The following is a 19,688-nucleotide window of genomic DNA, read 5'->3' as shown; positions in this document are numbered from 1 at the left end:
GCGTCCCTGATCCTTCTTTTCGCCGAGGGCGAAATTTCGGCCAAAATACCGGTTTTGGCGTCGCTTACAACTGAATTGTGTCAAATGCCAGAGGGGCTTCAGTCCTTTTTCCAGTCCTTGAGAGCTGCGAAAGCGGAAGGCTTTTTGTCGTCCTCGCCGCTGTCTTCGACGTGGCCGGAGAATTCGATACCCTGCTTGCGCGGATAGGGATCGATCGCGAGCGCGGCGAATTCGGCAACCACCTCGCCGGCGTCGATCGTATCGCCGACAAAGTTTTCGGGCAGATCGGGACCGTCTGGATCGAGCAGCATCTCGCCGGCGTCGTTGCCGGCCTGACGGGCAAGCTTGGAGCCCTCCGGCACGAAGATCTGCTCGAAGCTCTCGTCGATGGCGGATTCGACCGGTTCCAGCGTCACGACGCAGGACTGGACGATCTTCGCCTTCACCCGGCCCTTGATGCGCACGCCGTCGCGCTTCCAGCGGGCAATCTGCAGATCGGCGCTGAGATCGTCGACGGAGACGACATTCCAGGTCCGGGCCAACGCCTTCAGTTCGCTGGCGTCGGCTTCGACATGGACCTCGACGGGGTTGGCCGAGATATGGCCGACCTTGACGTGATAGGAGAAGGGAACACCGTCCCGATCATTCTGCATCGTTTCCTCCTTCAGCTGACCGGCGGGAGCGTTGCCGAACCGGTGGCGATTACCTCTTCGGCCGCGGCGGACAGATGCGATTCTGCAACCATCATCCATCCGGCGAGACCGGACATATCGGCCGGCGCCGAGGTTTCGGGGTAGATATTGCGCTGAAGGGCAAGAGCGAGGGCTTCGGCATCGCCTGTGTCCATCGCCTTCGAATAGGCTTCGAGCCGGCCGTAAAACATGCCGGCGAGCTTCTTCATGCGCTTCGGCACGCTGTTGTCGCCGATGCCGAGTTCCCGGATCGAATAGTCGATATCCTGGAAGAAAGCGTCGACGATCTCCTGGGCGATCTCCTGGCCGCTGGTGGCGGAAGCACGGGTGCGGCGAAAAAACAGAATCATGGCAATCGACAGCATCTCGAAACGGCCCATGACCGTATCCGGCACATTGAGGCGCTCGTAGAGTTCCGGCATGCGCGCGGCCGCCGCCAACGCCGCATATTGCCTGTCGACGATCGCTTGATTGTTGTTTTTCTTGCGGAAGAGCCCGAGGATCATTGTTTTTTCCGGAAATGCCTCATTCTTCATGCCGGCTGGCGTTTGGCCTTGTTGCATGATTTCGAAAGCTGGTTTACCGAAGCAGGCGCGAATTGCAATGCCGTTCATGGCCAGTTTCGGGACGACGCCTTCGACGCGTCAGCGAAGCGAATTCGGGACATTCGACCCGGAATGGCCACAATGGTTTTGCAGGAGGTAAAGCGTGCAAGGCCCAGAATGGCTGCTATCGACACTCACAGGGAGTAGATGTCGTTGAAGAAACGGTATTTCAAGTCTGACATGAAATTCTTCAGCAATGCGGCCATTGCCCTCATAATTGCCTCCACTACCGCTCTCTCCGGTTGCCAGACCAGCACCGTTCTCAACGGCGGCTACGTCGCCGACCAGCAGTCGCTGAACCTCGTTCCGGAAGGCTCCAGCCGCGAGCAGGTGCTGCTTTCGCTCGGCACCCCGTCGACGACGGCGACCTTCGACGGCGAAGTCTTCTACTACATCTCGCAGCGGCGCACGCGTGCGGTCGCCTTCCAGAAACTGAAGGTCGTCGATCAGAGCGTTCTGGCGATCTATTTCGACAAGGACGGCGTCGTCAGCCGCCGCGCCAACTATGCGCTGCAGGACGGCAAGGTGTTCGACACGATCGGACGCGTCACGCCGACCGGCGGCAAGGAACTCACCTTCCTGCAACAGATGCTTTCCGGCGGCAGCGCCGCGAGTGCTGCCCGCAGCCTGTTCGGCGGCGGCGCCGGCGGCACGCCGCAGAACCCAAGCAGCCTGCGCTGATCGGACACGCCTCATACGAAAACCCGCCGGATCGCTCCGGCGGGTTTTTTTATGGTCGCTGTGTCGGCTTGAATTGTGCCAAGCCGGCGGCGTTGTTTATCCGGCGAGAACGGCGAGCAGCAGCAGCGCGACGATGTTGGTGATCTTGATCGCCGGGTTGACGGCGGGGCCGGCGGTATCCTTGTAGGGATCGCCGACGGTATCGCCGGTGACGGAGGCCTTGTGCGCATCCGAACCCTTCATGTGACGCACGCCGTCCTTGTCGACGAAACCGTCTTCGAAGCTCTTCTTGGCGTTGTCCCAGGCGCCGCCGCCTGATGTCATCGAGATGGCGACGAAGAGGCCGTTGATAATGACGCCTAGCAGCGATGCGCCGAGGGCGGCAAAGGCGGAGGCCTTGGAGCCGGAGATGAGAAGCACGCCGAAATAGACGACGATCGGCGCCAGCACCGGCAGCAGCGACGGCACGATCATCTCACGGATGGCGGCCTTAGTCAGAATGTCGACCGCCCTGCCGTAATCCGGCTTTTCCGTGCCCTGCATGATGCCGGGCTTTTCCTTGAACTGACGGCGGACTTCCTCGACGATCGCGCCGGCTGCACGGCCGACGGCGGTCATGGCGATGCCACCGAAGAGGTAGGGAATGAGACCTCCAAAGATCAATCCCGCCACCACGTAAGGGTTGGAAAGATCGAAGGAAATTTCGCCGATGCCGGCAAAATATGGGAACTTGTCGCCATTCGCCGCAAAATATTTGAGGTCGTAAGAGTAGGCCGCGAAGAGAACCAGAGCGCCGAGACCGGCAGAACCGATGGCGTAGCCCTTGGTGACGGCTTTGGTCGTATTGCCGACGGCATCAAGCGCATCGGTGGATTTGCGCACCTCCGGCGGCAGATGCGCCATTTCGGCGATACCGCCGGCATTGTCCGTTACCGGTCCGAACGCGTCGAGCGCGACGATCATTCCGGCGATGCCGAGCATGGCCGTGACCGCAATGCCGGTGCCGAACAGGCCGCCGAGCTGATAGGTGGCAAGAATGCCACCAACGATGACGATGGCAGGCAAGGCCGTCGATTCCAGCGAAACGGCCAGGCCCTGGATGACGTTGGTGCCGTGACCGGTGACCGAGGCCTGGGCGATCGAATTGACCGGACGCTTGCCGGTGCCGGTGTAGTATTCGGTGATCACCACGATCAGCGCAGTGACGACAAGGCCGACGATGCCGCAGAGGAAGAGGTGCGTGCCGGATATATCGGCGCCTCCGACGGAACCGATCGATCCCCAGCCAATGGTGAGCGAGGTGGCAGCACCAAGGCCGACGATCGACAGCAGCCCGGTTACGATCAAGCCCTTGTAGAGAGCGCCCATGATCGAGCCGTTCGAGCCGAGTTTGACGAAAAAAGTGCCGATGATCGAGGTGATGATGCAGGCACCGCAGATCGCCAGCGGATAGACCATCGCCGACTGGAGGATCGGCGCGCCGGCAAAGAAGATCGCGGCGAGAACCATGGTGGCGACGACAGAGACTGCATAGGTCTCGAAAAGGTCGGCGGCCATGCCGGCGCAGTCGCCGACATTGTCGCCGACGTTATCGGCAATCGTTGCCGGGTTGCGCGGATCGTCTTCGGGAATGCCGGCTTCGACCTTGCCGACCAGATCGCCGCCGACATCGGCGCCCTTGGTGAAGATGCCGCCGCCGAGACGGGCGAAGATCGAGATCAGCGACGCGCCGAAGCCGAGCGCCACCAGCGCATCGATGACTTCGCGCGAGCCGCTCTCATGGCCGAGCCCGATGGTCAATACCGTATAGTAGATGGAGACGCCGAGCAGGGCCAGGCCAGCCACCAGCATGCCGGTGATCGCACCCGACTTGAAGGCGATGTCGAGGCCGGCGGAAAGGCTGACGGAAGCCGCCTGGGCGGTGCGCACATTGGCGCGGACGGAGACGTGCATGCCGATGAAACCAGCAGCACCGGAAAGCACGGCGCCAATCAGGAAGCCGATCGCGGCCTCGCCGGAAAGAAGCAGCCAAGCTAAAATGAAAACAACAACGCCGACAATGGCAATGGTTCTGTACTGGCGCGTCAGATAGGCTTGAGCGCCTTCGCGGATATAGCCCGCGATCTCCTGCATGCGGCTATTGCCCTGATCGGCGGCAAGCACCGACCGGGTTGCCCAGGCGGCATAAACCACCGAGAGCAGACCGCATACGATTACGCATAAAAGAATCGTCATTTCGCTCTTTCCTCCCATAGGCCGGAGATCACTCCTTCTCCGGCAGATACGCCGCCGAATCGCCTTCCTCTCCACAGAAATGCCACAGCTAAGCGGTGCGGAGATTGCGTGGTCGATCACGTGGCGTCAAGACCGCAAGGGGCGAAAACCATTGCGGTACGAAGAAAGACGTAGGGGGATTATTTGACGGCTAAAGACTTATTTCTTCGCCTCGCCGCGGACCTGCTTCGCGATGCGGTCGAGCACAGCGTTAACGAGCTTCGGCTCGTCGTCATCGAAGAAGGCCTGGGCGATCTCGACATATTCGGTGACGATCACCGCCACTGGAACGTCCTTGCGATCGGTGATCTCGAAGACGCCGGCGCGCAGGATGGCGCGCACGGTGCTGTCGAGGCGCGACAAGGCCCAATCATCCTGCAGGGCTGCGGCAATCAGCGGATCGAGGCGGACCTGATCGCGCACGACGCCGGAAACGATGGAACGGAACCAGGCGACATCGGCCTTCAGATAGGTCGCGCCGTCGAGTTCCTGGCCAAGACGGTGCGCCTCGTATTCGGCGACGATCTCCAAAACGCCGGTGCCGCCGACATCCATCTGATACAGTGCCTGAACGGCAGCAAGACGGGCAGCGCCCCGCTGGTTTGCAGTCTTGACCGGCCGTTCCGTCTTGTCGTCGTTCATTCGTTATGCACCCAGTTTCTGCTTCAGCTCGATCATGGTCAGAGCTGCACGAGCGGCAAATCCGCCCTTGTCCTTATCCGTGCGGCGCGCGCGCGCCCATGCCTGTTCGTCGTTTTCGACGGTCAGGATGCCGTTGCCGATGGCAAGGGACTCGCTGACCGCAAGATCCATCAAGGCGCGAGAGGATTCGTTCGACACGATATCGAAGTGATAGGTCTCGCCGCGAATGACCATGCCGAGGGCGACATAGCCGTCATAATGCGTTCCGCCATTGTCGTCTCCATCGAGCGACATGGCAATCGCTGCCGGAATTTCCAGTGCGCCGGGGACGGTGACGACCTCGAAGGTGGCGCCGGCCTCTGTCAATGCGAAGGTCGCGCCTTCGAGCAGGGCGTCGGCCATGTCGTCGTAGAAGCGGGCCTCAACGATCAAAATATGGGGAGCGGTCTCTCTCGGCATGGTTCACCTTCGGTTGGCGGGACATTTACCCACTCGGCAGCCCGCGGTCAAAACATGCCTTCGGCCGAATGGCAAGCAATTTCGCCTGATGCCGCAATACGAAAGACGAAATTCTGCAAGGGGATAGCAGCACTATAGATGCACAGCTGGGCAAGCCTCTCAAATCAGCTTTCCCGGTCGCCCGGAAAGCGGCAATTCGAAGGCAATTTTTATGAACAATTCTTAATGGATTTTCAGTGGCTTAACCCATTGAATCGCGAATGCGAGAACGCCAATTCCATGTCGTGACGCAGACGATCCCCTGCAACGACAGCCGACCGTCTAAGCAGATGAAAGGATACCAATCATGCACCGCGTTCTCACTATCACCCTCGCTGCCGCCCTCTCTTCCCTCGCCTTTGCCGGCGTCAGCCGGGCCGAAAGCCTTGGGATGAACACGGCCCAGGGCATCGAGCAGACACTCAGGACCTTCCACGGCAATGACTTCAATGTCGAGCAGGTCCACAACTGGCGTAACCTCGACGACGAGACGACCGGTCCGCGCTCGGCACCGGAACGTTCTGGTCAGGCCGTTCACGGCATCCAGGCCTCGATCGACGCCAACAGGTCGCTTGCCCACCGGCTCAACAACGAAGGCGTCGACGTCCGCAACATCGTCAACGCCGAGCAGGCAGCTGATGGAAGCTTGACCTTCTACGTCCGCTGACGCTCCAGCGCATACCCCCGAAAATCGGAACGATCTTCGGGGGTATGCGTGGGTTAAAAGGGATCGAGCGTCTGGCGCACCTTGTTCGATGCGTGGCGCTCATGGCATGGGCGGCGGTCTCCTCTCCGCCCATGCTAGGGATATCAGAGATAGGCCCAGATAATCATTGAATTTTCCCGGGATGACGGCTTCTCTTGTTGAAACAGGAGGACGTCATGGCAACGGAACAGAAGGCGGTGATCAATACCGCCGATCTCAAGCTCGACCACTGGAAACAGGGCGAGCTCTATGAAAGCACCGACACCTCTTTTGGCGCGCTACTTGGCCTGGCCGGCCTCGGCGTCAGCTACAACGAGGTACCGCCCGGCAAATCGGGCTGCCCCTTCCACAACCATCACGTCGAAGACGAGCTCTTCTATGTGATCGCGGGCGCCGGCGAATACCGCTTCGGCGACGCGCGCCATGCGATCAAGGCCGGCGATGTGCTCGGCGCGCCGGCAGGCGGACCGGAAACGGCGCACCAGATCATCAACACCGGCACCGCCACACTCGTCTATCTCGGCATCTCGACCATGGCGAAGACCGAGATCGTCGAATATCCCGATTCCGGAAAGTTCCTTGCCAAGACGAACAGGGACGGTGCAGAAACAAGCGCTTCCGCCACATCGGACGGTCGGAAGGCGATCTCGACTATTGGGACGGCGAGCCCGGCGCATGAAGGATCCGATGTGACCGACATTCCGACTCTCGAAACGGCGCGGCTGACGCTTCGCCCTCACCGCCTCGACGATTTCGACGCGCACGCGGCGCTGTGGGCGGACGAGCATGTCGTGCGCTTCATCACCGGCGTGCCGTCGACACGTGAGCAGAGCTGGAGCCGCATGCTGCGCATTGCCGGCATGTGGCACCATATGGGCTTCGGCTTTCTGGCGATCGTCGAAAAGGAGAGCGGCCGGTTCATCGGCGAAGCGGGCTTCCTCGAAGCCCGGCGCGAGATGGAACCCTCGATCGAGGGGACGATGGAGGTAGGCTGGGCGCTGATGCCTTCGGCGCACGGCTGCGGTTATGCCACCGAGGCGCTGACCGTCCTGATCGGCTGGGCGGAAACGCATTTCCCAGGAAAACCGATGAGCTGCATCATCAGCCCCGAGAACCAGGCCTCGCTGCGGGTCGCAGCCAAGCTCGGCTTCAGCGAGACGGCGCGCACACAGTACAATGGCGAGATCATTCAGTTTTCGCGGTAGGGAATTCCACCAAGCGGGCAACATAGCGCGCGCCATTGCGGGCTTGCTGACATTTGCCGACATCGCCAACAGCAACGGCAAGTTTAAGAAAATGGATATCGACACCCTCAACTTGCGACACCCGACTTCATCCCCGGATGGGTCCGGACTTCGCACCTGCTACGCGCAAGGAACGCACTTTAGAGTCGCTGACAAGAGGCAGAAACGCTTGGAATACTGCCGTCCGCCACCTTGACACAACTAAGCATTGACGGGCGAGCCGCGTGGTAATTGCAGCCGGCAGAAACTCCCCATCCATAAGAGGCTGATCACAAATATGACCATTTTCATTGTTTGCCACAAGGATTTGCCGAGCTACCCTCCTCCCGAGGGCTCGAAAATCATATGGCTCAATTCTAAACCTCCTTTGGACAACAAGGGAATGGATGTCATTGCCGGCTATGATTTTTTCAGCGAGCCGGAGGAGATTCACGCGAAATTGTCAGGATCGCTGGGAACGATCGTAATCGCGAAAGTCGTTTCCGAAGAAGCAGCAAAGCCTCGCAACATTACTATCTGGCAGTATCGTAAATTTTTAACACGACTAAAAATAGGAACACCAAATCCCGAATATCCCGGGATGAATACAGCAACCTCAGAAGAAGTAGGAATCATAAAACCGGAGAATCCGGCGATTTTTACAGAAAGCTTCTTCTTACCTCGGCCATTAAATCTCCATAACATATCTCAACACTATGCACGCTTCCACAATATTGTTGACTTCCTGCGATATACAGCGTTTGCAATCGAAGCAAACACTTTAACGCAAGCCGAAGCTTTGCAATTTTTTAATTCCAGCACTTTCGTTCCTGGAGGCATTGAACTCGGCACGTATCCGACGGACTGGTGGCTGGATACTTTTGTGCGCCTTGTGGCGCCGTCTTTTGAATTTGCGAAACGATATCAACCGTTTCAATCCGAAGACCCCGTGCAGAAACGTGCGATCTCATTTTGCCAGGAGCGTCTGGGAAGCTATCTTCTAATCAAACGGATAGCCGAACTCTATGGCAATAGCTTACCTGGGTCCTTGTTCGGAGAAATAGCGACAGTATCGAATGATGGGGTCTACAAAAGCGGCGTATAAACCGAGGCGGCCCAACGTAAAATCGCAACTCTTTGCGATACTGGCAGCAGAAGCGGCTGAGCCAATGAAGCTGGCTAGAAAAAGCCGACCCCAGATAGTCGAGCTCCCACACTCCCGCCAGGCTCACCAGTGAAAGTTCTGCGAACAGTGTGGCGCAAGCTTCACCTCAAATAGTAGGCACCAAACAGGCTCGAGTTGCCGTTCTGCGGATTTTCCATACAGACGGCAGCCCTTCGCGAAGGACAATACCTTGACGATCAATCAGCCCATTTCTTCTTTGCCGGCCGGTCTTCCTGATCTGGCGCTTCTCACGGAGAAGGCTGCGGGCACGGGATCCGTCATTGTCTATCAGCCTTATCTCGATCCCTCGCAGCGCAGCCAGCTCGATGCGGCTGCCATGCCGCTCGACATCTCGTTCAATACGCAGGCTACGACCCGCGAATATGAACTCTTCCTCACGCTGCATCAGCATCACGAGGCGATCGGCCTCGGCGACGACGTGTTTTGGGGGCTGCTCTCCAGCAAATTCGAGATGAAGTCGGTGACGAGCTTTCCGGCTTTCGTCACCGAGGCGGAAAAGGCCAGGGCGGAAGGTGCGGATGCCTATCTCTACAATCCACTGATCGGCCACGCCGCGATCTACAGCAACGTCTGGGAACATTCGCTGCTTGGCGGCCATCCAGGCATGGACCCGATCTTCCTGCATATCCAGGAGCTCGGCTATCCGATCGCACCGCCGCAAGACAAAACCACCTTCGCGTTCTGCAACTATTTCTGCGGCAACAGGAAGTTCTGGTCCGGATATTTCGCCTTCTGCGAACGTATTCTGGGATCGCTGGAAAATGAAGCGCGCCTCGGCACGCCGGCGGGCACTGCCTATGCCGGTTCGGCGCAGTATTCACGCGACGCCAACGCAACGATGCGCCCCTTCGTGATCGAGCGGCTGCTCGGGCTCTATGTCCAGCAGACTGCTGCCAAAGGATTGAAGATCGCCGCCTTCGTGCCGGCGCCTGCCCATTTCGAGTGGAAGTTCGGCGTCCGCCTCGGCCGGATGCTGCATGGTCTCTTCGCCGCCAAGGAGGCTTTTCTTCAGAGCCGCGACCAGGCCCACTTGACCTCTTGGCAGGAGGGCCGTCAACCATTGATCAAGCAGCCGCACCTTATCTGGGGCGCTGATGATCCGCCCGGCTGGATGCCGCGGGGCCAATTTATCGGCGGCCGCGAATTGATGCGCGCCTATGCCCCTCAGGCGTCAGGCGCTTCCCCGGTACAGCCGCAGCCGGTGCAGACGGAAAGGCCCGCTATATCAGCCGCGCCGAAGATCGAGCAGCCGCTCCGCAACCTGTTGCAGCCCTTTGCCGGCGGATGGCAGGCACACAAGGATCGTCATTGCATCTGGATCGTGACGCCCGACAACTACAATCACAGCCACGCCTTCGACGAAGTCGCGCTTGGCCTACAGGGCGCCTTCGAGGAACTCGGCGGCTCAGCACCGATCACCCGGGACATGAACGCATTCGCCGGCCGTGCGCCGATCATCTATGGCGGGAATCTTCTCCCCGCTGAAATCGTCAGCCATCTGCCGAAGGACAGCGTCGTCATCAATCTCGAGCAGGTGTCCGAAGAAAGCATCTGGATCAATTCGCGCTACACCTCGATCCTGAAGTCGCTTCCGGTTCTCGACTACAGCCCGCGCAACCGGGAGAATCTCGCCGCCAAGGGCATTGATCACGCCGGCGTGCTCGAGATCGGCTATAGCGGCTGCCTCAGCCAGATACAGCACGCCGCCGTCAAAGATATCGACGTGCTCTTCTACGGCTCGATGAACGAACGCCGCCACCATATCCTGAAGACGCTGAAGGACGGCGGGCTCGAGGTCGCGCACCTCTTCAACATCTACGGCGCGGAACGCGATGCGGCGATTGCCCGCGCCAAGATCGTGATCAACATCCATCATTATGCGAGCGGCGTCTTCGAGATCGTGCGCATTTCCTATCTGCTCGCCAATCGCGTTTGCGTGCTGACGGAAGGCGACATCCGCGATCCGGACCTTCTGCCCTTCATCGGCGGCTTGGCAATTGAGCCCTATGACGACATGATCGAGCGCTGCTACAAGCTGATCGCAGATGCCGACGAGCGCGATGCCATTGCCGCGGCAGGCCTTGCGGCCATGCGAAGCCGCTCGCAGGCGGACATGCTGATGAGCGTCATGAGGGCGGGCGCTTGATAAAGGCCGCAAAAAGGTAAGTCATGCGTATTGAGACCACGGCCATCGAGGGCATCATTGCGATCACGCCGCCGCGCTTCGGCGATCACCGCGGCTACTTCTCCGAAGTATTCAAGGATGCCTGGTTCCGGGAAAATGTGGCCGACGTCACGTTCATCCAGGACAATGAATCGCTTTCGGCGCAGACCGGCACCGTCCGGGGGCTGCATTTCCAGATACCGCCTTTCGCACAGGGCAAGCTGGTGCGCTGTCTTGCCGGGCGGATCATGGATATCGTCGTCGATATCCGCGAGGGATCGCCGAGCTTCGGTAAATGGCTCTCTCAGGAGCTCTCGCCGGAAAATGGTATGCAGCTCTGGGTACCGGCCGGTTTCGCACACGGATTCGCAACGCTCGAGCCGAACAGCGTCATCAGCTACAAGGTAACCGCACCCTACAGCCCGCAGCATGATCGGGGCATCGCGTGGAACGATCCGGCGATCGGTATCCGCTGGCCCTTCTATGAGAGAGACATGGTATTGTCCGACAAGGACAAGACGCTGCCGCGGCTCGCCGACCTGCCAGGCCATTTTTCCTGTTCAGCACAGCAACCCAGGGATTGATCGACGATGCGCATACTGGTCACGGGCGGAGCGGGCTTCATCGGATCGGCATTGGTGCGCCATCTCGTCAGCGAGATCGGCGCCGAGGTGCTGAATGTCGACACGCTGACCTATGCCGGCAATCTGGCATCGCTGAAATCCGTCGAATCGGCGCCGAACTATCAATTCCTGCAGGCCGACATCTGCGACCGCGCCAGGATGCAGGAAGCATTCGCGTCCTTCCGCCCTGATATCGTCATGCATCTCGCGGCAGAGAGCCATGTCGACCGCTCGATCTCGGGCGCGGACGATTTCATTCAGACCAACATCGTCGGCACATTCAGCCTGCTGGATGCCGCACGGCACTATTGGGATGGGCTCGACGCTCGCCGCAAGAGTGCCTTCCGCTTTCTGCATGTCTCGACGGACGAGGTCTACGGCTCGCTCGGCGACGAGGGCCTCTTCGAGGAGACGACGCCTTACGACCCGTCCTCGCCCTACTCCGCCTCCAAGGCCGCCAGCGACCATCTGGCGATCGCCTGGCACCGCACCTACGGCCTGCCCGTCGTTGTCTCGAATTGCTCCAACAACTACGGCCCGTTCCATTTCCCCGAAAAGCTCATTCCGCTAATGATCCTGAACGCACTGGAGGGCAAGCCTCTTCCGGTTTACGGCAATGGCGCGAATGTCCGCGACTGGCTCTATGTCGAAGACCACGCCCGCGCGCTCTTCACGATCGCATCCAGTGGGCGCCCCGGCGAAAAATACAATGTGGGCGGCCGCAATGAGCGCAGGAACATCGATGTCGTTCATCGCATCTGCGCTATTCTCGACGGCGTCTGCAGTGACAAGGGACCGCATGCACGCCTGATCACCAACGTCACGGACCGCCCCGGACACGACGCACGCTATGCGATCGATGCCTCCAAACTCGAAAGCGAACTCGGCTGGAAGGCGCAAGAGACCTTCGAAACCGGCATCGAGAAGACAGTGCACTGGTACTTGGAAAACGAATGGTGGTGGAGGCCGTTGCGCGAAAACGTCTACTCCGGCGAACGCCTCGGCGTTTTCAAGGGACGATAAGCGATGCGCATTGCCGTCACCGGCAAACAGGGCCAGGTCGTTCAGTCGCTGCTCAGACGTGGCGCCGAAATGGGCGTCAAAATCAGCGCGGTCGGGCGCCCGGAAATGGACCTCGCGGATCCTCCAAGCATCGCAGCCGCCTTCTCGGCTCTGCGGCCGGATGTGATCGTCTCGGCGGCTGCCTATACGGCGGTCGACAAGGCCGAGAGCGACCCCGAGCTTGCTTTTTCCGTCAACGCAGCAGGCGCCGGGGCGGTTGCCGAGGCTGCTGCGCGGATCGGGGCCTCGGTCATCCACATTTCGACCGACTACGTCTTCAGCGGCGACAAGGCCTCCGCCTATTCCGAAGAGGATGCGACGGCGCCGATCTCCGTCTATGGGCGTTCGAAGCTCGCGGGCGAGAAGGCCGTTGCGGCGGCGAACCCGAACCATGTCATCTTACGCACTGCCTGGGTCTATTCGCCCTTTGGCACCAATTTCCTGAAAACGATGATGCGGCTTTCCGAGACGCGCGATCATCTTCGCGTTGTCGCCGATCAGACAGGATGCCCAACCTCGGCACTCGACATCGCCGACGCGATTCTTGCGATCGCATCCCGTATCGTAGCGGACCCTGAGCCAACGCTCCGTGGCACTTTTCACCTGACCGGCAGCGGCGAAGCAAGCTGGGCGGACTTCGCCGAAGAGATATTCACGGAGCTTTCTAAATCCGGCGGCAGAAACGTCGGCGTCGAGCGCATCCCGACGGCGGACTATCCGACACCGGCGAAGCGTCCCGCCAATTCACGTCTCAACGGTGACAAGCTCGCCAGAACATATGGAATCCGGCTCCCGGAGTGGAAGCAGTCCATGACGATTGTCATGCAAGACCTTTTGACTAAGGGTCTTTAAGGAGATGGGCATGAAGGGAATTATTCTCGCCGGCGGCACAGGCACGCGTCTGCATCCGATCACGCAGGCCGTTTCGAAACAGTTGATGCCGGTCTACGACAAGCCGATGATCTACTATCCGCTGACGACGCTCATGCTCGCCGGCATCAGGGATTTGCTGATCATCACCACGCCTCACGACGTCGAAGCCTTCAAGCGCCTTCTTGGCGACGGCTCGCAATGGGGAATTTCACTGAACTATGCCGTACAGCCGAGCCCGGACGGCCTCGCCCAGGCCTTCATCATCGGCGCCGACTTCGTGCACGGCGACAGCTCGGCACTCGTTCTCGGCGACAACATCTTCTACGGGCACGGACTGCCGGAAATCATGAAATCCGGCACGAGTCGGCGGGAAGGCGCGACGGTATTCGCCTATCACGTCACCGATCCGGAACGCTATGGCGTTGTCGGCTTTGACAAAAAGATGAATGCCCTGTCGATCGAGGAGAAGCCGAAGAAGCCAAAATCGAACTGGGCGGTGACCGGCCTCTATTTCTACGACCAGCAGGTGGTCGATATCGCCGCCAACCTGAAGCCATCACCGCGCGGCGAACTGGAAATCACCGATGTCAACCGCACCTATCTCGAGCGCGGCCAGCTTTTCGTGGAGCTGATGGGCCGGGGCTATGCCTGGCTCGACACCGGCACGCCGGACAGCCTGCTTGATGCCGCAGGTTTCGTCAGCACGCTGGAGAAACGCCAGGGCTTCAAGATCGCCTGCCCTGAAGAAGTCGCCTGGCGCATGGGTTACATCTCGCAGAACGACCTCGCCAAGCTCGCAGAGAAGCTCGGCAAGAGCGCCTACGGCCAGTATCTGACGAAGCTGTCCCCGGATTGGTGAGCTATCGGGCCGACGCCGCGTCGCAGACGCGCAGTTGGATGCGTCGACGAGCGCCTGATGATGTTTCGCGCCCAGCATGCCAGTCGTGGTGTGCCCCTGAAAACCGTCACAGGTTTTTGATTCAGGTGCTCGGGAATTCGGCCAGCCTGGCGGCATAACGCGCCATGGTGTCGACTTCGAAATTGACGAAATCGCCAGCCTTGCGATCACCCCAGGTGGTGACCTCGAGCGTGTGGCGGATGAGCAGCACATCGAAATCCGTGCCGTCGACGGCATTGACCGTCAACGAAGTACCGTCGAGTGCAATCGAACCCTTGGGGGCGATGAATTTCGCCAGATGTTCGGGCGCGCGCAGACGGTAGCGGGTGGCGTCGCCCTCTGATGTCACCGAGAGGATTTCCGCCCTGCCGTCGACGTGGCCGGAAACGATGTGACCGCCGAGTTCATCGCCGATCTTCAGCGACCGCTCGAGATTGATACGGCTGCCTTCCTGCCAGGTGGCGATGGTCGTCAGCCGCAGCGCCTCTTCCCAGGCCTCGACCTCGAACCAGCGGCCGTTGCTACCTTCCTGCGGCAGGCCGGTGACGGTGAGGCAGATGCCGGAGTGCGAGATGGATGCGCCCATATCGATGGTCGCCGGGTCGTAACTCGTCGCAACGCGGAGCTTGATGCCCTCCTTCAGCGGTGAAACGGACTCGATCGTACCGATATCGGTGACTATTCCGGTGAACATCAAAGCCCTCTTTCGTATTCGTCCAGGCGATCGCCGCCGAACATCAGCGTGCCCGTATGGGCAAAACCCGATGGTATGTCGGTAGCATCAAGCGGGGATTCAATACCGCGCTCGCCGATCACAACAGGCGCTTGATAATGCTGGATGCGGTCCACAAGGCCAGCCTCGAGGAAAAGCCGCGCCGTCTTTGCACCGCCCTCGACCAGAAGCGAGGAAATACCGCGCGTCGCGAGTGCCGGCAACAGGACTTCCGGATGATAGGGATTGCAATGGACGACTTCGACGCCTGCGGCTTCGAGGGCTGCGCGGCGGGAGTCCATGTCTGTGGGATCTGTGGGTGGGTTACCCCCCTCTGCCCTGCCGGGCATCTCCCCCACAGGTGGGGAGATTGGCTGGGGGCTAGCCTCTTGCCCCACATCTTGCCTGGAGGCGAAACCATCATCATCGGAAGCTGGAGAACGCGGAGCAGGCTCCTTGCCGATCTCCCTCCTTGTGGGGGAGATGTCCGGCAGGACAGAGGGGGGTAGCCCCTCCGCATCCGCCGACAACGGCCACACTTCCTCGCTCGCCACCACGATGACCGGCACTTCCCGCGCCGTCGCGACGAGCTTGCTGGTCAGCGGCAATGCCAGGGAAGGATCGAGGACGATGCGGATCGGCGATTGCGATTCAAGACCTGGCGAACGCACCGTCAGCAGCGGATCATCAGCAATCGCGGTGCCGATGCCGACGAGGATCGCATCGGTTTCGGCGCGCAGCGCCTGCACCTGGGCACGGGCTTCCGGGCCTGTTATCGCCACCTGCCCTGCCCCCTCGCGGCCGATCATGCCATCGGCGGAAACGGCAAGTTTGAGAGTCACATAGGGCCGGTTCTTCGTCTGGCGGGTGAGATAGGCGGCAAGCGACTGCCGGCCCTCCGCCTCCAGCGCGCCGGCATCCACCTCTATGCCGGCTTCGCGCAGCATGGCGATGCCGCGACCGGAGACCCGCGGATCGGGATCGGTGACGCTGATGACGACGCGGGCAACGCCATAAGCGATCAGCGCCTCGGCGCAGGGCGGCGTCTTGCCGTGATGCGAGCAGGGTTCGAGCGTCACATAAGCGGTGGCGCCGCGGGCGAGCGCGCCGGCCTCAGCGAGCGCCTGCGTCTCGGCATGCGGGCGGCCACTGAGCGCCGTCACCGCACGGCCGACGATGACGCCGTCCTTGACGATCAGACAGCCGACGGAAGGATTGGTGGCGGTGCGGCCGAGATGCCAGCGCGACAGGCGAATCGCCGCCGCCATGAAACGTTCGTCATGCGGCGTGATGCTCATGGCTCACCTGTCCAGCGGGTCGCGGGCGATCTTGGCGTTGATTTCGGAAATAACCTTCTCGAAATCCTCGGCAAGCGAGAAATCCCGATAGACAGAGGCGTAGCGCACGAAGCCGACATCATCGAGGCTCTTCATGGCTTCCAGCACCTGCAGGCCGATCTGCTCGGAGGAGATCTCGGTCTCGCCGGAGCTTTCAAGCCGCCGCACGATGCCGGACACGGCGCGCTCGATGCGGTCCCGCTCGACCGGGCGTTTGCGCAGCGCCACCTCGAAGGAGCGCACCAGCTTGTCGCGGTCGAAGGGCACTTTGCGGCCGGTCTTCTTGATGACCATCAACTCGCGCAGTTGCACGCGCTCGAACGTGGTGAAGCGGCCGCCGCAATCGGGACAGATACGCCGCCGGCGGATGGACGTGTTGTCCTCCGCCGGGCGCGAATCCTTGACCTGGGTATCTTCCGAACCGCAATAGGGGCAGCGCATCCCTGCTCCTTATCCCAAGTAATCATACATGGGGAAGCGGTCGGTGAGGCTGACCACCTTGCCGCGCACCGCGGCTTCGACGGCGGCGTTGCCTTCATCCGAATTGGCGACCTTCAGGCCGTCGAGAACCTCGACGATCAGATTGCCGATCTCGCGGAATTCGGCTTCCTTGAAGCCGCGGGTCGTTCCAGCAGGCGCGCCGAGGCGCACACCCGAGGTGACGAAGGGCTTTTCCGGATCGAAGGGAATGCCGTTCTTGTTGCAGGTGACGTAGGCGCGGCCAAGGGCTGCCTCGGCGCGCTTGCCAGTGGCATTCTTCTTGCGCAGGTCGACCAGCATCAGGTGGTTGTCGGTGCCGCCGGAGACGACGTCAAGGCCACCCGATATCAGCGTTTCGGCCAGCGTCTTGGCGTTCTTGACGACCTGGGCGGCGTAATCCTTGAACTCCGGCTGCAACGCCTCTTTGAAGGCGACCGCCTTGGCGGCGATGATGTGCATCAGCGGGCCACCCTGCAGGCCGGGGAAGACAGCCGAATTGAACTTCTTCGCCAGATCCTCGTCATTGGTGAGGATGACGCCGCCGCGCGGGCCGCGCAACGACTTGTGGGTCGTCGTCGTCGCGACATGGCAATGCGGGAACGGCGACGGATGAACGCCACCGGCGACAAGACCGGCGATGTGGGCCATGTCGACCATCAGATAGGCGCCGACCGAGTCAGCGATCTCGCGGAAGCGCTTCCAGTCCCAGATGCGGGAATAGGCTGTGCCGCCGGCGATGATGAGCTTCGGCTTGGTTTCCTCGGCCTTGCGGGCGACTTCATCCATGTCGAGCAGGTTGTCGCCTTCGCGCACGCCGTAGGAGACGACGTTGAACCACTTGCCGGACATGTTGACCGGCGAACCATGCGTGAGGTGGCCGCCCGAATTCAGGTCGAGCCCCATGAAGGTGTCACCCGGCTGCAGCAGCGCCAGGAACACGGCCTGGTTCATCTGTGAACCGGAATTCGGCTGGACGTTGGCGAAATTGACGCCGAACAGCTTCTTGGCGCGCTCGATCGCCAGTTCCTCGGCAATATCGACGAACTGGCAGCCGCCGTAATAACGCTTGCCGGGATAGCCCTCGGCATATTTGTTGGTCATGATGGAGCCCTGGGCTTCCAGCACGGCGCGGGAGACGATGTTCTCAGAAGCGATCAGTTCGATCTCGTGCCGTTGGCGACCGAGTTCCTTTCCGATCGCGCCGAAAATATCCGGATCGACGTCCGCAAGCGAGCGATTGAAGAAGGATTCGGTGGAAGCATTGGTCATGGGCGGGCTCCTCAACTGGAATGCGCTGAGGTATTAGCCTTCCGCCGTGGCGAGGGCAATACGAAGAACGACATTTGCTGAGCAAAGCGCGCGCTTGCGCTCTTTTGCGATCGTACGACACCGAAGCCTGACGCCGTACCAGGCAGCGCCCATCCGCACATAAAAAAACCGCGCCGGAAAGCGCGGTTTTCAAATTGCGATGCAGAGGTCGCCGCTTACTGGACTGGCTGTTCCATGCCAGCCGTGGTGTCGAGCGCCAGCTCGGCATTGCCGTCCATCTGATAGATGTCGTCGCGGAACTGGACGATGCCGTCGGGCATGCCCCAGGCAGAGATATAGACGAAATAGACCGGAACTTCCGTGGCGAGCTTGACCGGCGTGTTGACGCCGGTTGCGATCACCTGCTCCATCTGCTGGCGGTTCCAGCCGGGGGTCTCGCGCAAGAGCCAGTTCGACAAGTCGCGCACGTTCTGGACGCGGACGCAGCCCGACGATTCGAAGCGCATCAGCTTGTTGAACAGGCCCTGCTGCGGCGTGTCGTGCATGTACTCGCCGTTCTTGTTGTAGAAGTTGATCTTCGTCGACGCCATGGCGTTGGTCTTGCCGGGGTCCTGACGGAACATCAGGTTCGGCGCCTCGCCGTTCCAGTCGATAGTCTCGGGGGCGACTTCATTGCCCTTGCCGTCGAGCAGACGAATGGCATTCTTTTCGAGATAGGTCGGATCCTTGCGCATCAGCGGCATGATGTCCTTCTCGACAATCGAGCGTGGTGCCGTCCAGTAAGGATTGAGGATGACCTCGTAGATCTTCGAATTGACGAGATGCGTCGGGCGGCTCAAGCGGCCGACAACCGCTGTGTGGCGCGTCGCGACACTGCCGTCTTCAACAGCCTCCACATAGGCTGCCGGGATGTTGACCATCAGGTGACGGCGGCCCAAGTCTTCAGGGAAGGTCTGCAGACGGACGACATTGGTGTTCAGCTGCTGCAGGCGGACATCGGCGGGGATGTTCATCGCCTTCAGCGTGAATTCGCCGAGAACGCCATCCGCCGGCAGGCCGTGACGCGCCTGAAAGCGCTTGACGGCGCCGTCGACATAGGAATCGAAGGCGTTGGACAGGCCGGCCTCGCGCGGCAGGTCGCCGGTGATCGCAAGGCGCTGGCGCAGCGCCTGGACGGCTGGAGAGCTGACCCCGAGCTGCAGGCGCTGGTCACCGGGGTTGACCTCAGGCCAGCCACCGGCTGCGGCGATCTGCTGATACTGCATGATCGCCTGCTGGGCGCTCGCGACCGATTGGGGCCCAAGGATCGGCGTGTTGGAAACCATGGCGGTCGCCGTGCGCGACGCCGCCTTGGCGTCGAACTGGTCGTCCCAGTTGCCGCGGCGCGGCGCATTGATCAGCGTATCGAGCGCCGATTGCGCGAATGCCGGCGCGGCAAGCGCGCTGGCGCCAACCGTTGCCGCGGACGCAAGGAAGGCGCGGCGCGAAAGAGCTTCAATTCCGTTTTTCTTTGACATAGTCCCAACCACTGAATGCCGCTATAAAGAAAACCTGCGGCCTTTTGCGATATCACTGCGCTTTAACGCAGATCCCAATCCATTCGTTGTCCCGGCACACCGAAAGATTCCGCTTGCCCCATCACAAGATTGCGATGCGGCAGCCTGAACATTCCTGATCGGTCTATTGAAAGCGCCGGTTGTTAAGCCTTCCGCTGCCACACCAATATGGCCAATTCGTGTTGCCAGTGGGAAGACGGACTTGCC

The 19,688-nt window shown here is 60.6% G+C and carries 19 protein-coding genes and 1 pseudogene; 10 read left to right on the top strand and 10 right to left on the bottom strand.

Going from position 1 to position 19,688, the window contains the following annotated elements; translation table 11 throughout:
- Positions 1–98: 98 nt before the first annotated feature.
- Complete coding sequence (locus AC245Y_RS06495; protein WP_012756901.1) at positions 99–653, bottom strand: YceD family protein; 555 nt, start codon at positions 651–653, stop codon at positions 99–101.
- A gap of 11 nt (positions 654–664) precedes the next feature.
- Entirely contained in the window at positions 665–1,306 is a 642-nt protein-coding gene (locus AC245Y_RS06490) for a ubiquinol-cytochrome C chaperone family protein (RefSeq protein ID WP_017993574.1), read from the bottom strand.
- A 138-nt stretch (positions 1,307–1,444) separates the two neighbouring features.
- Between AC245Y_RS06490 and AC245Y_RS06485 the strand changes: the two genes are divergently transcribed.
- Positions 1,445–1,978, top strand: a complete 534-nt coding sequence (locus AC245Y_RS06485; RefSeq protein WP_012756899.1) for an outer membrane protein assembly factor BamE — start codon at positions 1,445–1,447, stop codon at positions 1,976–1,978.
- 96 nt (positions 1,979–2,074) lie between these two features.
- Here AC245Y_RS06485 and AC245Y_RS06480 read toward each other — a convergent pair whose 3' ends face one another.
- From AC245Y_RS06480 to ribH, 3 genes are all read right to left on the bottom strand, one after another.
- On the bottom strand, positions 2,075–4,213 hold the full coding sequence (locus tag AC245Y_RS06480; RefSeq protein ID WP_026157309.1) for a sodium-translocating pyrophosphatase: 2,139 nt from the start codon (positions 4,211–4,213) through the stop codon (positions 2,075–2,077).
- A 198-nt stretch (positions 4,214–4,411) separates the two neighbouring features.
- Positions 4,412–4,894: a transcription antitermination factor NusB gene (nusB, locus tag AC245Y_RS06475; protein WP_012756897.1), complete on the bottom strand. Its 483-nt coding sequence runs from the start codon at positions 4,892–4,894 to the stop codon at positions 4,412–4,414.
- A gap of 3 nt (positions 4,895–4,897) precedes the next feature.
- Positions 4,898–5,353, bottom strand: coding sequence for a 6,7-dimethyl-8-ribityllumazine synthase (gene ribH, locus AC245Y_RS06470; protein WP_017993572.1), 456 nt, complete (start codon positions 5,351–5,353; stop codon positions 4,898–4,900).
- Between the two features lie 346 nt (positions 5,354–5,699).
- Here ribH and AC245Y_RS06465 point away from each other — a divergent pair, with 346 nt between their 5' ends.
- From AC245Y_RS06465 to rfbA, 9 genes and pseudogenes are all read left to right on the top strand, one after another.
- Positions 5,700–6,059, top strand: a complete 360-nt coding sequence (locus tag AC245Y_RS06465; protein ID WP_012756896.1) for a hypothetical protein — start codon at positions 5,700–5,702, stop codon at positions 6,057–6,059.
- A gap of 215 nt (positions 6,060–6,274) precedes the next feature.
- Positions 6,275–6,777 (top strand): annotated as a pseudogene (locus AC245Y_RS06460) (cupin domain-containing protein).
- Between the two features lie 10 nt (positions 6,778–6,787).
- Positions 6,788–7,303 (top strand): GNAT family N-acetyltransferase, encoded by a 516-nt coding sequence (locus AC245Y_RS06455; RefSeq protein WP_017993571.1) that lies wholly within the window; start codon positions 6,788–6,790, stop codon positions 7,301–7,303.
- A gap of 316 nt (positions 7,304–7,619) precedes the next feature.
- Positions 7,620–8,426: a hypothetical protein gene (locus AC245Y_RS06450; protein WP_012756893.1), complete on the top strand. Its 807-nt coding sequence runs from the start codon at positions 7,620–7,622 to the stop codon at positions 8,424–8,426.
- Between the two features lie 250 nt (positions 8,427–8,676).
- Positions 8,677–10,653 (top strand): hypothetical protein, encoded by a 1,977-nt coding sequence (locus AC245Y_RS06445; RefSeq protein ID WP_017993570.1) that lies wholly within the window; start codon positions 8,677–8,679, stop codon positions 10,651–10,653.
- 23 nt (positions 10,654–10,676) lie between these two features.
- Positions 10,677–11,255 (top strand): dTDP-4-dehydrorhamnose 3,5-epimerase, encoded by a 579-nt coding sequence (gene rfbC / locus AC245Y_RS06440; RefSeq protein ID WP_012756891.1) that lies wholly within the window; start codon positions 10,677–10,679, stop codon positions 11,253–11,255.
- A 6-nt stretch (positions 11,256–11,261) separates the two neighbouring features.
- Positions 11,262–12,317, top strand: coding sequence for a dTDP-glucose 4,6-dehydratase (gene rfbB, locus AC245Y_RS06435; RefSeq protein ID WP_017993569.1), 1,056 nt, complete (start codon positions 11,262–11,264; stop codon positions 12,315–12,317).
- A gap of 3 nt (positions 12,318–12,320) precedes the next feature.
- Positions 12,321–13,208, top strand: coding sequence for a dTDP-4-dehydrorhamnose reductase (gene rfbD, locus AC245Y_RS06430; RefSeq protein WP_017993568.1), 888 nt, complete (start codon positions 12,321–12,323; stop codon positions 13,206–13,208).
- A 10-nt stretch (positions 13,209–13,218) separates the two neighbouring features.
- Positions 13,219–14,088 carry a glucose-1-phosphate thymidylyltransferase RfbA gene (gene rfbA, locus AC245Y_RS06425; protein WP_026157308.1) on the top strand — a complete coding sequence of 290 codons (870 nt, stop codon included), beginning with the start codon at positions 13,219–13,221 and terminating at the stop codon, positions 14,086–14,088.
- 121 nt (positions 14,089–14,209) lie between these two features.
- Here the strand turns inward: rfbA and AC245Y_RS06420 are convergent, their stop codons facing one another.
- The 5 genes from AC245Y_RS06420 to AC245Y_RS06400 all read right to left on the bottom strand — a co-directional run bounded on the left by AC245Y_RS06420 (position 14,210) and on the right by AC245Y_RS06400 (position 19,442).
- The gene (locus AC245Y_RS06420) at positions 14,210–14,821 is read right to left on the bottom strand and encodes a riboflavin synthase (protein WP_026157307.1); all 612 of its coding nucleotides are present in this window, start codon (positions 14,819–14,821) and stop codon (positions 14,210–14,212) included.
- Positions 14,821–16,137, bottom strand: a complete 1,317-nt coding sequence (ribD, locus tag AC245Y_RS06415; RefSeq protein ID WP_017993565.1) for a bifunctional diaminohydroxyphosphoribosylaminopyrimidine deaminase/5-amino-6-(5-phosphoribosylamino)uracil reductase RibD — start codon at positions 16,135–16,137, stop codon at positions 14,821–14,823. The genes AC245Y_RS06420 and ribD overlap by 1 nt, the downstream gene beginning before the upstream one ends.
- A gap of 3 nt (positions 16,138–16,140) precedes the next feature.
- Positions 16,141–16,617: a transcriptional regulator NrdR gene (gene nrdR / locus AC245Y_RS06410; protein WP_003547190.1), complete on the bottom strand. Its 477-nt coding sequence runs from the start codon at positions 16,615–16,617 to the stop codon at positions 16,141–16,143.
- A 9-nt stretch (positions 16,618–16,626) separates the two neighbouring features.
- Positions 16,627–17,925 carry a serine hydroxymethyltransferase gene (gene glyA, locus AC245Y_RS06405; protein ID WP_017993564.1) on the bottom strand — a complete coding sequence of 433 codons (1,299 nt, stop codon included), beginning with the start codon at positions 17,923–17,925 and terminating at the stop codon, positions 16,627–16,629.
- Between the two features lie 215 nt (positions 17,926–18,140).
- Positions 18,141–19,442, bottom strand: a complete 1,302-nt coding sequence (locus tag AC245Y_RS06400; protein WP_012756884.1) for a L,D-transpeptidase family protein — start codon at positions 19,440–19,442, stop codon at positions 18,141–18,143.
- Positions 19,443–19,688: the final 246 nt, after the last annotated feature.

The organism is Rhizobium sp. SRDI943 (genome assembly GCF_057653695.1).
This window is presented reverse-complemented; position numbering and strand designations above follow the sequence as displayed.

Coding starts and splice junctions, on each gene's coding strand:
- AC245Y_RS06495 (WP_012756901.1), bottom strand. CDS start 653: ATGCAGAATGATCGGGACGGTGTTCCCTTCTCCTATCACGTCAAGGTC.
- AC245Y_RS06490 (WP_017993574.1), bottom strand. CDS start 1,306: ATGAACGGCATTGCAATTCGCGCCTGCTTCGGTAAACCAGCTTTCGAA.
- AC245Y_RS06485 (WP_012756899.1), top strand. CDS start 1,445: ATGTCGTTGAAGAAACGGTATTTCAAGTCTGACATGAAATTCTTCAGC.
- AC245Y_RS06480 (WP_026157309.1), bottom strand. CDS start 4,213: ATGACGATTCTTTTATGCGTAATCGTATGCGGTCTGCTCTCGGTGGTT.
- nusB (WP_012756897.1), bottom strand. CDS start 4,894: ATGAACGACGACAAGACGGAACGGCCGGTCAAGACTGCAAACCAGCGG.
- ribH (WP_017993572.1), bottom strand. CDS start 5,353: ATGCCGAGAGAGACCGCTCCCCATATTTTGATCGTTGAGGCCCGCTTC.
- AC245Y_RS06465 (WP_012756896.1), top strand. CDS start 5,700: ATGCACCGCGTTCTCACTATCACCCTCGCTGCCGCCCTCTCTTCCCTC.
- AC245Y_RS06450 (WP_012756893.1), top strand. CDS start 7,620: ATGACCATTTTCATTGTTTGCCACAAGGATTTGCCGAGCTACCCTCCT.
- rfbC (WP_012756891.1), top strand. CDS start 10,677: ATGCGTATTGAGACCACGGCCATCGAGGGCATCATTGCGATCACGCCG.
- rfbB (WP_017993569.1), top strand. CDS start 11,262: ATGCGCATACTGGTCACGGGCGGAGCGGGCTTCATCGGATCGGCATTG.
- rfbD (WP_017993568.1), top strand. CDS start 12,321: ATGCGCATTGCCGTCACCGGCAAACAGGGCCAGGTCGTTCAGTCGCTG.
- rfbA (WP_026157308.1), top strand. CDS start 13,219: ATGAAGGGAATTATTCTCGCCGGCGGCACAGGCACGCGTCTGCATCCG.
- AC245Y_RS06420 (WP_026157307.1), bottom strand. CDS start 14,821: ATGTTCACCGGAATAGTCACCGATATCGGTACGATCGAGTCCGTTTCA.
- ribD (WP_017993565.1), bottom strand. CDS start 16,137: ATGAGCATCACGCCGCATGACGAACGTTTCATGGCGGCGGCGATTCGC.
- nrdR (WP_003547190.1), bottom strand. CDS start 16,617: ATGCGCTGCCCCTATTGCGGTTCGGAAGATACCCAGGTCAAGGATTCG.
- glyA (WP_017993564.1), bottom strand. CDS start 17,925: ATGACCAATGCTTCCACCGAATCCTTCTTCAATCGCTCGCTTGCGGAC.
- AC245Y_RS06400 (WP_012756884.1), bottom strand. CDS start 19,442: ATGTCAAAGAAAAACGGAATTGAAGCTCTTTCGCGCCGCGCCTTCCTT.